The following is an 11521-nucleotide window of genomic DNA, read 5'->3' on the forward strand; positions in this document are numbered from 1 at the left end:
GACGTGCCGTGCGCCGTCCGGTTCGCGCTTTTCCGGCCCTGACCAGGCTCCCCACGCGGGCGCTGTGAGGACGCTGAGACGTTCTCCCCGGTTTCCGCGCCCGCCGGTTGAACCCCGCACGAGCCCGGGTCGTGTTCACGGATGCGGCACGATCGCAGGCCCTCGCCCGATGGCGGGTGGCCGCGGACCGGCGTGCCCGCGTTCGCTTTCCGGTGGGAGGTTGTGCAATGGGTGAACGGTGGTGTGCCGGTATTTCCCGGCTGGTCGGGGTGCTGCGCGAAGCCGGGGAATACCGGCTCGTGGTGACCCAGCCGGTAGCGGCGGGCGCCTGTCTCTTCACCATCGGCGGTGAGGTGACCGGCACGCCCACCCGCTACACCGTGCAGGTCGGCGCGGGCGAGCACATCGACGTACCACCGGACTGCGGGAACGACGAGGTGCAGGACCTGTTCTCGTGGCGGTTCATGAACCACAGCTGCGAGCCCACGGTGGAGATCCGCGGCCGGAAGGTGTTCAGCGTCCGCGCGATCGGGCCGTGGCAGGAGATCACCTTCAACTACAACACCACCGAATACGAGATGGTGGAGCCGTTCGCCTGCCGGTGCGGCGCGGCGAGCTGCCAGGAGCAGATCCGCGGCTTCCGGTTCCTGCCCGCCGCCGAGCGCGAGCGGCTGCGGCCGTGGCTGGCCGGCCATCTGTTGTCCATACTCGACAGTGAGCTGGATGACCGTCATGTCGTTGGACATTGAGCCGCTGCGTGGTGCGGTCGAGGACGAGGCGGGCCGGCCGGCTTCGCTGTACGAATACTTCGAACGCGCCGCGAGCCGCTGGCCCGACGCGGTCGCCGTGGACATCCCGCCTTCGGCGGACCGGGCGGACCGGTGCCTGCTCACCTACGCCGAGGCCCGGCACAAGGCCGGAGCCGCCGCGCGGATCCTGCGCCGGGCCGTCCCGCACAGCTGCGTCGTCGCGGTCCTGCTGCCCCGGACGTCCGAACACCTGTACCTGACCCAGCTGGCCGTGCTCAAGGCCGGATCGGCGTATTTCTGCGTCGATCCCGCCTTTCCGGACGACCAGCTTTCGCACGTCCTGGCCGATTCCGAGGCCGCGATCCTGGTCACCGACGCCGCCGGGGCGGAACGGGCCGAGCGCATCGGGTATCGCGGCGCGGTGCTGCGGGTCGATCGGAAACTCGACACGACGGGCTGGCCGGTCGCCGCGCCACCCGCGCCGGAGGACCTCGCCTACATCATCTACACCTCGGGCACGACCGGGCGGCCGAAGGGGGTGATGATCCCGCATCGCGGCATCGTCAACCTCGTCGAAGCCGATCTCGCCGAGTTCGGGCTCGGCCCCGGCGACCGGGTCGCGCAGGGTTCCTCGGCGGCCTACGACTCGTCGGTCGAGGAGATCTGGCTCGCGCTGGCCTCCGGCGGCACCGTCGTGGTCGTCGACGACAGCACCGCGCGGCTCGGCCCGGACCTCGTGCCGTGGCTGCGGCGCGAGCGTGTCACCGTCCTCGCGCCGACGCCCACGCTGCTGCGCGCCACCGCTTGCCAGGACCCCGAAACAGAACTACCGGAACTGCGACTCGTCTATGTCGGGGGCGAGGCACTGCCGGAGGACGTCGCGGAGAAATGGGCGCGCGGGCGGCGGATGATGAACGGCTACGGGCCCACCGAATGCACGGTCACCTGCCTGTGGCAGGAGATCCGGCCCGGCGCGCCGATCGCCGTCGGCCGCCCGGTGCCGGGAATGCGGGCATGGGTGCTCGACGAGCAGCTCAATCCGGTCGCGCGCGGCGAAAAGGGCGAGCTGTGCATGTCCGGCCCCGGTCTCGCGCTGGGCTACTACCGCAACGCGGACCTGACCGCCCGGAAGTTCCCGGACCATCCCGCGCTCGGCCGCGTCTACCGGACCGGCGACCTCGTCCACGCCGAAGCCGATGGGACGCTCTTCTACCACGGACGCATCGACTCGCAGGTCAAGCTGCGCGGCTACCGCGTCGAACTGGAGGCGATCGAGACCTGCCTGTCCCGCTGCCCCGGGGTGGCCGGGGCGGCCTGCCGCGTTCAGGGTGAGGGCGCCGGCCAGGTCATCGCGGCGCATCTCGTGCTCACCGAACCGGAGGCCGCGCTGGACGTCGCGGGCCTGAAAGCGCGGGTGGGCAAGGAACTTCCGGCGTACATGGTGCCGACGCTGTTCGCCGGGATCGACCGGCTGCCGCGAGGCACCAGCGACAAGCTCCGCCGCGACCTGCTGCCGGTGATCGCCACCGCGGCCCGTCCGGCCGCCGAGCGGGTGGCCCCGTCCGATCCGGTCGAGGCAGTGATCGCGCAGGCCGTCGCGGAGGTGTTCTCCTCGTCGGGAGTATCGGTCGAGGCCGACTTCTTCACCGGCCTCGGCGGCAGCTCGCTCCAGGCGGCCCTGGTGATTTCCTTGCTGCGCAAGGATTCCCGCACCGAGACACTCACCGTGCGGGATCTGTACGAGACGCGCACGATCGCCGGCCTGGCCCGGCGTGCCGCCCCGCCGCCCACGAGCGATCCGATGACCACCCGGTTCCCGGTGCCCGCGAAACCCGGACATCCGATCGGCGTGACCGTGGTCCAGACGTTACTGCTGCTCGCCGAGCTGCTCGCGCTCGCGCCGGTCGGCTTCCTCGTGGTGTTCCGGCTCGTCCCGTGGCTGGCCGGCACGTTCGACCTGGTGACGCTGGTGCTGGCGGTGCCGCTGCTGTTCTTCCCGCTGCGGCTGCTGGCGACGCCGCTGGCCGTGTGGTTCGCGGTACGGGTCAAGAGGATTCTCATCGGCCGCTACCGGCCGCTGCGGGCGACGGTGTGGGGCGGGTTCGCCCTCCGGCACTGGATCGTGCGGCACGCGGTGCGGGCGATCCCGTGGCGGGCGATCGCCGGGACGGAGTTCCAGTGCATGGCGCTGCGGGCCCTCGGCGCGCGGATCGGCAGGCGGGTGCACCTCCACCGCGGCGTCGACCTCGCCCGCGGCGGCTGGGATCTGCTCGACATCGGCGACGACGTCACGCTGAGCCAGGACGCGGCGGTGCGGCTGGTGCAGTTCGACGACGGGAACCTCGTGGTCGGCCCGGTTTCGCTCGGGCACGGCGCGGTACTGGACGTCCGGGCCGGGGTCGGACCGCACACCCGCGTCGGCACCAACGCCTGGCTCGCGCCGCTGTCGTCTCTCCCCGGTAACGCGGTGATTCCCGACGGCCAGTACTGGGACGGCGTCCCCGCGAAGCCCGTCGGTCCGGCACCCCCGCCGCCGACACCGATCATCCGCGGCAGCTACCTGTCCCCGGTGGTGCACGGCCTCGTGATGATCGCGTGCCGGACACTGCTGGACTGGCTGCTCGCCATCCCCGCGACGGCGCTCGCCGTCGCGCTGATCCTGGCGTTCGACATCACCACCTACGACCGGCTCCTCGTGGTGCTGACGACGCCGCAGGCGTTCCTGCCGCTGCTGGGTACGGCGGCGGTCCTGACCTGCCTGACGCTCGTCGGCACCCTGATGCTCGAAGCGCTCGCCGCGCGGCTGCTCGGGCGGATCCGCGCGGGCACGATCAGCCGCTGGAGCCCCGGCTACGTCCGGGTCTGGCTGAAGACCGGGCTGGTCTCTTCGGCGGGGAACTGGCTTTCCGGCGGGTTGTACTGGCCGGTCTGGCTGCGCTGGGCGGGGATGAAGGTGGGGCGCGGCTGCGAGATCAGCACGATCATCGACGTCGTGCCGGAACTCGTCGAGATCGGGAAGGACACCTTCTTCGCCGACGGGATCTACCTCGGTGGCGCCCGCGTCCAGCGGGGGACCGTGGCGCTCGGGCGGGTGCGGATCTCGCCGGACACCTTCGTCGGCAACCACGCGGTGATCCGCGGCGGCCAGACCCTGCCGCCGGGCATCCTGCTCGGGGTCTGCACGGTGGCCGACCAGCGCGTGATCCGGCCGGGCAGTTCCTGGTTCGGGCATCCGCCGTTCGAGCTGCCACACCGGGAAATCGTGGCGAGCGACCGGAAAACGACCTACGAGCCCTCGGCGATCCGGTACGTCGACCGGCTGTTCTGGGAGTGGCTGCGGTTCGTCATCCCGGTGGTTCCGATGGCAATCGGCGTCGCGTGGTTCTGGGCGGTGGCCGCCGCTGCTCGCGTGCTCCCCGCGTGGCTGTTCTACTCGGTGGGCGTGGCGGCGATCACGACGGCGGCCGCGCTGTTCCCGATGCTGCTGGTGCTCTGTCTCAAGTGGACACTGCTGGGGAAGGTGCGGCCCGGTACGCACGCGCTCTGGTCGTGCTGGTGCAGCCGCTGGGACTTCCTTTACGTGGCCTGGGGACGGATCGGCGCCGGGACGATCTCGCGGCTGGAGGGCACGTTGCTGCTGCCGCTGTTCCTGCGGCGCACCGGGATGAAGATCGGCAAGCGGGTCGTCCTCGGCGACGGGTTCGCCCAGATCGTCGACCCGGACATGCTGGACATCGGGGACGGCGCGACCGTGAACGCCATGTTCCAGGCGCACACGTTCGAGGACCGCGTCCTCAAGATCGACAGGATCGTGGTCGGCGCCCACTCGACGCTCGCCGCGGCCACGGTTCCCTTGTACGGCGCGGAGATCGGCACGCGCACCCATGTCGCCGCGCACAGCGTCGTGATGAAGCACGAGGTGCTGCTGTCCGGCCTGCGGTACGAGGGGGTGCCGACCCGCAAGCAGGACGATTTCACGCCACTGCGCTACGGCCGCCACGCGCTGGGGATCCCGGCACACCGGCGGCCCGGCCGAGGCTGGTGACTGTGCGTTGCGTATTTACCAATGAGGCCGGAAGTAAGCCAACCAAAAAAAGCCGCAGGACCTGCGCAAACGCTTACTTCCGGCCGGTTTGGTATCTACCGGCACTGTACAAGATTCCGCCGGGTTCGTAGGATTTGCCCGGCCGGACGCCGGATCGTTCGCGTGCCGGCGTGTGGAGGTCTTGCTGATGGCCAACCCGGCCCCCCGTGACGCCGGTGAGCTGCCCACGGTCGCCGAACTGCTGGACCGGTCGGAGACCCGTCCGATGCCCCGGATCACGGACGACACCGTGCCGCCGGGATTCGCCCTGCCCGAGCCGGACCCGGGGGACGAGCCGCCGGACCGTGGCAGGCCCGCCTGGGCGCTGAAGTTCGCGTTCGGCGCCGGGGCCTTCGTGGTCCTCGCCGGGGCGGGCGTGGTCCTGCTCTCGCCCGGCGACGTACCGGAGGCCGGTGCGAAACCGGTGCCGCCCGCCACGTCGTCCGCACCGACGACGCCTTCGACGTCCGTCTCCGACAGCGGGATGGCGACGCTGAGCGCCTCGTCGGCCCCCACGACCGCCGCGGCGCAGCTCAACGGCACCGAGGCGCCTCCGCCGCCGGTCGAGCCGACCGGCCGTGCCGAGGAGAACGGCGGCCGCAAGCCCGCGGCCCCGCCTGCCGCCGATCCGTTCGGCGAGTACATGAGCTCGGTGATCAGCTCGATGCGCCGGGACTACAGCGAATGGCCGCGCCGCTGAATCTCGTGCCTCCGGCCGTGTCCCGGTTACGCTGATTCGATGACCCCCGACGACGAACGCTTTCTGCGCGCGGCGATCGAGCTGGCCGCGACGGCGCGCAGGCGAGGGAATCCGCCGTTCGGTTCCCTGCTCGTCGGTGCGGACGGCGCCGTCCTCGCCGAGGAACGCAACACCGCGGTCACCGACGCCGACATCACCGCGCACCCCGAACTGAAATTGGCCCGCTGGGCGGCGCGTGAACTCGACCCGGCGGCCGCGGCGGCCACCACGATGTACACCAGCTGCCAGCCGTGCGGCATGTGCGTCGGCGCGATCGAACGCTCCGGCCTCGGTCGGGTCGTTTTCGCGCTGTCCACGGAGCAGGTCACCGCGCTCAAGCCGTCGGGCGGGTTTTCGCCGGTGCCGCACGAAGGCCCGGCCCTGTACGACGAGGCGCGAGTTCCCGTGGAGGGCTACTACCGGTGAACAGTGGCGGCCCGGTATCGGGACCGGGCCGCCACTGTCCACAGTGGTCGATCCAGCCGGTCAGTCGCAGATGTGGCTGACGACCATGAAGGACGAACTGCATTCGCGACAGCAGCTCGACATCAGCTCCGGCCCGCCGTCCACGGCTTCGAGCGCGGGCAGCAGGTCCAGTTCGTTGATGTTCAGGCCCATGGTTCTCTTCCTCTCGATTCACCCGATGATCGCCGGGACGGCGTCCCGGACGGCTGAGCGCGGCGGGCCGATCAGCAGACGGTCGCCGCCGTGACGCAGGCGCAGCAGGAAGGAGAGCGGCCCGGCGAAGCCGTTGCCGAACGCCGCGACCACGTCGCCGCTCTCATCGGGGGTGAGCCAGCGTTCGCCGCGCCGCACGGCACGGGAGGCGAGACTCGTCGCGGTGTCGGTGCTCCAGTCGAGGTAACGCGCCTCGCCGAACACGTCCGCGCAGTCGAGCAGGAAGTCGCCGTCGGAGGCCAGGCCGTGGCACCACACCGGTGTCGACACCGCGTTCGCGCAGCGCACGGCGTACGCGGCCGCCTCGGCGAGTTCGGCTGCCTCGGTGTCTCCCGTTGCGGCGAAATAGCGCAGCAGGAACGTGCCGGCTCCGTTGGATCCGCTGCAGAATCCGGTCAGCCGGATCCGGTCCGCGCCTTCGTCGGCTTCGCCGCTCGGCCAGAACGCCGCGCGTCCGTCACGATCGGCGATCCCGGCGAGGGTTCGTACACAGCGCGCCGCGGCGTCGAGACCGCGTTCGTCCCCGGTGGCGGACGCCGCATCGAGCAGGAACGTGCCGATACCCGCGACGCCGTGTGCGAAGCCCCAGTGTTTCGTGCCCGCGAGGCTCGACCCGCTCGACGCGCTCCAGCTGATGACGTCGCCGTCGATGTCCGCGATGGCAAGGAGATGATCGGCGCACGCGCGGGCACGGTCGAGCAGATCCGCGCGGCCGGTCATGCGCCACAACGCGAGCAGCGCCAAGCCGGCGCCCGCCGTTCCCTGGTGGACGTCGGGAATCGGCCAGCGGATCGGCAGCCGGGCGGCCAGGTCCAGCCCGGCCGCCTCGACGTCCGGCGCGCCCAGCAGTCTGCCCGCTTCCACCAGGCTCACCGCGGTCCCGGCGCGGCCGAACAACAGTCCCGGGACGATCTTCGGCTCGCGGGGAAGCCGGTCGACGAGCCAGTCCGCGGTGGTCTCGACCAGCTCCGCGGTGTCGTAACCGGCGCGCATGGCCTGGCTCAGCACGGCGAGCACACCCGCGGCGCCGACGTGCACCGAGCACGGGTCGTGCCTGCTCCCGGCGGTGGAATTCGCCCACAGTGCGGGCCGGTCCGGGGTTGTGGTGGCCTCGAGTTCGGCGAGCATGTCCGCGATCAGCCGGTCGGGATCGGGCTGGGCGGGCGGGATGTACCGCGCCGGCCGCGGCTCGCGAAGTGCCGCTCGGACAACGGAAAGACTCGGCCGCGTGCCGGGGTCGTCAGCGAGGAGTCCACAGAGGACGGTGCGCAGCGCGGCCACCGCGGGCTGTCGCGTCGCCATCAGCTCGACCATTTCGACGATCCGGGTGCCGGGGCAGGCGGGCGGATGCACACCGCTCGCGAGGTACAGCATCGTCGCGCCGAGAGCGTAGAGGTCGACCGGGACGCCGGGAGCGGGGTTGATCAGCCGGGTCCGGCCGAGGATCTCCGGCGCGGTGTAGCCGGGCGTGGTCAGCAGCGGGCCGACTTCCCAGGCACGTAACGCCGATTCGAGGTCGATCAGCTTCAGCCGGTTTCCCGGGGTGACGAGGATGTTGTTCGGCGTGAAGTCGCCGAGCACGTACCCGGCCTCGTGCACCCGCTCCAGCAGATCGACCAGCTGGCGGGCGAGGTCCAGCACGAGTTCGGTGGCGGGGCCGAGGCTGTCGCCCTCGGTCGGGCGCAGCGCGCGGGCGGCGAACCGGCGGAGCGGGACGCCGTCGAGTTTCTCCTGGGCCACGAACAGATCCCCGTCCCAGGTGAACAGGCCGTGATAACGCGGGGCGGCACCGGACGAGCCCAGCGCCATCAGCATCCGGGCTTCCGCGCGGGCCCGGATGCGCGAGTCGGACCCGTCGGTGGCGGCTCCGGTGTGCCGCCGGAATCGTTTGAGGACAATGTCTTCGCCGGTCTCGGTGTCTTCGGCGATGTATACACCGCCCCGATTGGACTGCCGGATCGCGGTGCGGACCCGGTAGCGGTCGCCGACCAGTACGGACCCCGGTGTCCGGACGGGCTCGATCGCCGGGTGGAACGGATCCAGTGTCCACTCCGGAACGGCCTTGCCCACGCCGCGCTGATCGTCGACCGGGTTCCCGTCGGCGTCGGTGAGCGCGGCGACGTACTCGCCGCCGTCGGACAACACGAAACCAGGGTCGAAGGCGCCGTAGCGGTAGAACACCAGCGAATTCTCGCGGTATCGCCGATCGGTGAGAATCCACTGGCCCGGCAGGCCCAAGGTCACCTCGTGCAGTTCGGCCGCGATCGCCGCGGCGTGCTCGTCGTCGTCCGGGTACACCGTGATGAACTTGCCCGCCGCGGTGCGGTCCGCGTTCGGCTCGACGAGCCGGTGCAGCTCCCGCAGCGACTTGGTGAACTTGAACGCGCACCGGTGTTCCGCGAGTACTGCGATCGACCGGGAAAGCACGAGACACGCGGACAACGGCGTGGCGGACAGATGCAGCTTCCAGCCCTGCTCGCGGTGCCGGTATTCCCGTGGTAGCACGAAATGCCAGAAGTCGTCGACCTTGTGCCGCCACGAATCCGGATCGTGCCGGGCGAGTACGGCGGCGGCGCAGTCGGCGAGCAGATCGGCGTCCTCGACGGGCATCCTGACCTCATCCCAGGTCGTGGGAACACGGGTGCGATCAGTCTGTGCCGCCTTTCCCGGCGTGGGTATCACTCGTGGTGAGGCCAAAAGGGCAGAGCGGCCTGCCTCAAGGCGCGTCAGGGTGCTCCGCGGGGAGCAGGCCGCCGAGGAAACGGGTGACCGCCCAGTGGAACTCGTCGTCCTCTGTGGACGGTGCGGGTCCGGCCGGTTCGAGGTGATGGCCCATCGGATGCTTGTTGAGCAGGAAGCCGAGCAGGAGGTTGTACAGCGCCCGGTACGCGCGCAGGGCGTCGTCCGGGCGCACTCCCGCCGCGGTCAAGCAGGCGAGCTGGTGCCCGGCGAACGGCGCCGCGTTGCGGGAGACGTACTCGCCTTCGGCGATCACCTTCGCCACCCACTGGTGCGCGGACAGGAACGCGTGGAGATCGAGCCAGACCCGGATCAACCGCTCGCGGGGCGGAAGCTCGGGGTCGGCGGTGGGGAACTCGAGCGCGACGTCGTCGACCAGCAGGCCGAGCAGCTCATTCCGATCGGCGATGTGGCGGTACAGCGAGGCCTGCCCCGTCCCCAGTGCGTGCGCCAGTTCCCGCAGGGTGAGCGCGTCGAGCCCGGACGCGTCGGCGATCGCGCGCGCCTTCGTCACGATCAGCTCCCGGCTCAGCTTCGGCCGGGTACCACCTGGGGTCACCACGCGATCACCGTAGCCCACCTTCTCGACGCCGTGTCTTTATTAGGGTAGCCTTCCCTTGTTGCGAACGTTGTTCGCACGGGGAGAATCGGGCGTCGAACAGGGGATTCCATGGATGTGACAAAGGTGGCCGAGGTGTGCCGGCGGCCGGACGGAACGAGCCGGGGCACCGCGATCCTCGTCGCGATGTGTTTCGCGGTGCTGTCGTACTCGCTGATGCAGACGATGCTCGTCCCGACGATCACCACGCTGCAGCACGAGCTGCGCACCACCGCGGCGCTGACCGCGTGGGCGGTGCTGAGTGCGCCGCTGCTGGCGAGCGCGGTGCTGACTCCGCTGATCGGCAAACTCGGCGACCACCACGGCAAACGCCGGATCCTGATCGGGGTGCTCGTGGTCTATCTCGTGGGCACGCTCGGCGCGCTGGTGTCGTGGAACGTCGGCCTGCTGATCGCGTTCCGTGCGGTCCAGGGCGTCAGCCTCGGCCTGCTGCCGCTGGCGTTCGGCGTGCTCCGCGAATCCCTGCCCGCCGATCGCGTCGCTTCCGGTCTCGCGCTGGCCTCGGGATTGGTCGGTGGTTCGGCGGGGCTCGGGCTGGTCTGCGGCGGTCTGCTGGTGGACTACGTTTCGTGGCGCTGGCTGTTCGCGGTCGGCGCGGTGCTCGTCGCGGTCACCCTCGGCCTGGTACTGCGTTTCGTGCCGGAGAGCCGGGAACGGGGCGGTGGCAGGCTGGATGTCCCCGGTGTGCTGCTGCTCGCGACGAGCCTGACGGCGTTGCTGCTCGCGCTGACGCAGGGCCCGGCGCTGGGCTGGACTTCGCCTTGGGTATGGGGACTCTTCGCGGTGGCGGTGCTCGCCTTCGCCGTGTTCCTGCCGGTCGAGAAGCGCACCGCGACGCCGCTGATCGATCCGGAACTGCTGGTGCACCGCCGGATCCTGCCGACCCACCTCACCGCGGTGGCGCTCGGCGCCGCCCAGTTCGTCCTCTTCGTGCTGCTCCCCAAATTCGCCGAAACCCCGCGCGCCGGCGTGGTGGACTACGGGTTCGGAGTGAGCGTCACCGCCGTGGGCCTGATCATGCTGCCCGGCACCCTGCTCGTCCTGCCCGGCAGCTGGCTCGCCGGCCGCATCGACACCCGCGCCGGCCCACGTGTCCCGCTCGCCACCGGCCTCGGCTGTGTCACCGCGGGTGCCGCCGCTTTGGCTTTGTGGCACGGGAAAATCTGGCAGCTGGTGGTGTTCTACGCCGTGGCCAGCGTGGGCTTCGGCCTCGTGATGGCGGTGCTGCCCCGCTTGGTGAACGCCGCCGTGGCCCCCGGCCAGATCGCCACCGCGAACGGCGTCAACACCGTGGCACGCACCGCGGGCGGTGCGGTGGGCAGCCAGCTCGGCGCGGCGATCCTCGCGTCGATGCCGATCGCGGACAGCACGATCCCGAGCGACACGGCCTACGGTTTCGCGTTCGGCGCCGCGGCTCTGGTGGCATTGATCGGGGTAGGACTCGCCAAGGGTATCGCGGGTGAGGCCCGGCTCGGGCTTCCGGCCCGCCGGGGGTGAGTGCCGGGTTCGGCTTCCTGGCGTGTGGCGGCGTAGCGTGTTCGGAAAGTGGGCGCCGTGACTTCGAGGGGGCCTTCGCTACCTCGAAATCCACAAAGGACATACGCGAGACATCACTTGTCCTGAGAGTAGCGCTCCGCGTGCTCGCCCGGGTACGACATTCTTTGGGTGCGGCGGCCGTCGATGCCAACGTTAAGAGGTGGAGTGCCTGCTGCGGCCACCTCCGGGCACCCGCTCCGGGCGGCTTAGGTTCTGAGGTGGATGGTGTTACGTCGTGGTGTGCGGGTCGCGTCCAGCCACGCGGGCGGTACGAACTCGGGGAGTCCGTCGGTGGTGATGCGGACTTCCCATGGGGAGTGGTGGATGAGCTTGTGGTGGACGGAACAGAGGAGGACGAGATTGTCCACTTTGGTCTC

The 11521-nt window shown here is 70.6% G+C and carries 8 protein-coding genes and 1 pseudogene; 5 read left to right on the top strand and 4 right to left on the bottom strand.

All coding sequences use genetic code 11. The features are described 5' to 3' along the window. Positions 1 to 227 precede the first annotated feature (227 nt). From ACFWY9_RS12650 to ACFWY9_RS12665, 4 genes are all read left to right on the top strand, one after another. Positions 228 to 749 (top strand): SET domain-containing protein-lysine N-methyltransferase, encoded by a 522-nt coding sequence (locus ACFWY9_RS12650; RefSeq protein ID WP_378338899.1) that lies wholly within the window; start codon positions 228 to 230, stop codon positions 747 to 749. Then, a complete protein-coding gene (locus ACFWY9_RS12655) occupies positions 733 to 4794 on the top strand; it encodes an amino acid adenylation domain-containing protein (protein ID WP_378338900.1) in 4062 nt (1353 codons plus the stop codon). The genes ACFWY9_RS12650 and ACFWY9_RS12655 overlap by 17 nt, the downstream gene beginning before the upstream one ends. Positions 4795 to 4981: 187 nt before the next feature. Beyond that, positions 4982 to 5533, top strand: coding sequence for a hypothetical protein (locus tag ACFWY9_RS12660; RefSeq protein ID WP_378329962.1), 552 nt, complete (start codon positions 4982 to 4984; stop codon positions 5531 to 5533). A 39-nt stretch (positions 5534 to 5572) separates the two neighbouring features. After that, complete coding sequence (locus ACFWY9_RS12665; RefSeq protein WP_378338901.1) at positions 5573 to 5998, top strand: nucleoside deaminase; 426 nt, start codon at positions 5573 to 5575, stop codon at positions 5996 to 5998. A gap of 60 nt (positions 5999 to 6058) precedes the next feature. Here the strand turns inward: ACFWY9_RS12665 and ACFWY9_RS12670 are convergent, their stop codons facing one another. From ACFWY9_RS12670 to ACFWY9_RS12680, 3 genes are all read right to left on the bottom strand, one after another. Then, on the bottom strand, positions 6059 to 6190 hold the full coding sequence (locus tag ACFWY9_RS12670) for a hypothetical protein (RefSeq protein WP_378329960.1): 132 nt from the start codon (positions 6188 to 6190) through the stop codon (positions 6059 to 6061). Positions 6191 to 6208: 18 nt separating this feature from the next. Further along, positions 6209 to 8860: a class IV lanthionine synthetase LanL gene (gene lanL, locus ACFWY9_RS12675; RefSeq protein WP_378338902.1), complete on the bottom strand. Its 2652-nt coding sequence runs from the start codon at positions 8858 to 8860 to the stop codon at positions 6209 to 6211. 106 nt (positions 8861 to 8966) lie between these two features. After that, entirely contained in the window at positions 8967 to 9551 is a 585-nt protein-coding gene (locus tag ACFWY9_RS12680) for a TetR/AcrR family transcriptional regulator (RefSeq protein WP_378329958.1), read from the bottom strand. Positions 9552 to 9659: 108 nt separating this feature from the next. Here ACFWY9_RS12680 and ACFWY9_RS12685 point away from each other — a divergent pair, with 108 nt between their 5' ends. Next, positions 9660 to 11105 carry an MFS transporter gene (locus ACFWY9_RS12685; RefSeq protein ID WP_378338903.1) on the top strand — a complete coding sequence of 482 codons (1446 nt, stop codon included), beginning with the start codon at positions 9660 to 9662 and terminating at the stop codon, positions 11103 to 11105. Between the two features lie 245 nt (positions 11106 to 11350). On the opposite strand, the pseudogene ACFWY9_RS12690 reads toward ACFWY9_RS12685, so the two are convergent. Next, positions 11351 to 11521, bottom strand: a pseudogene (locus ACFWY9_RS12690) (HNH endonuclease); the annotation flags it as partial.

The organism is Amycolatopsis sp. NPDC059027, from assembly GCF_042739735.1.
Taxonomy (GTDB): Bacteria; Actinomycetota; Actinomycetes; order Mycobacteriales; family Pseudonocardiaceae; genus Amycolatopsis.

Coding starts and splice junctions, on each gene's coding strand:
- ACFWY9_RS12655 (WP_378338900.1), top strand. CDS start 733: ATGTCGTTGGACATTGAGCCGCTGCGTGGTGCGGTCGAGGACGAGGCG.
- ACFWY9_RS12660 (WP_378329962.1), top strand. CDS start 4,982: ATGGCCAACCCGGCCCCCCGTGACGCCGGTGAGCTGCCCACGGTCGCC.
- ACFWY9_RS12650 (WP_378338899.1), top strand. CDS start 228: ATGGGTGAACGGTGGTGTGCCGGTATTTCCCGGCTGGTCGGGGTGCTG.
- ACFWY9_RS12670 (WP_378329960.1), bottom strand. CDS start 6,190: ATGGGCCTGAACATCAACGAACTGGACCTGCTGCCCGCGCTCGAAGCC.
- ACFWY9_RS12685 (WP_378338903.1), top strand. CDS start 9,660: ATGGATGTGACAAAGGTGGCCGAGGTGTGCCGGCGGCCGGACGGAACG.
- ACFWY9_RS12665 (WP_378338901.1), top strand. CDS start 5,573: ATGACCCCCGACGACGAACGCTTTCTGCGCGCGGCGATCGAGCTGGCC.
- lanL (WP_378338902.1), bottom strand. CDS start 8,860: ATGCCCGTCGAGGACGCCGATCTGCTCGCCGACTGCGCCGCCGCCGTA.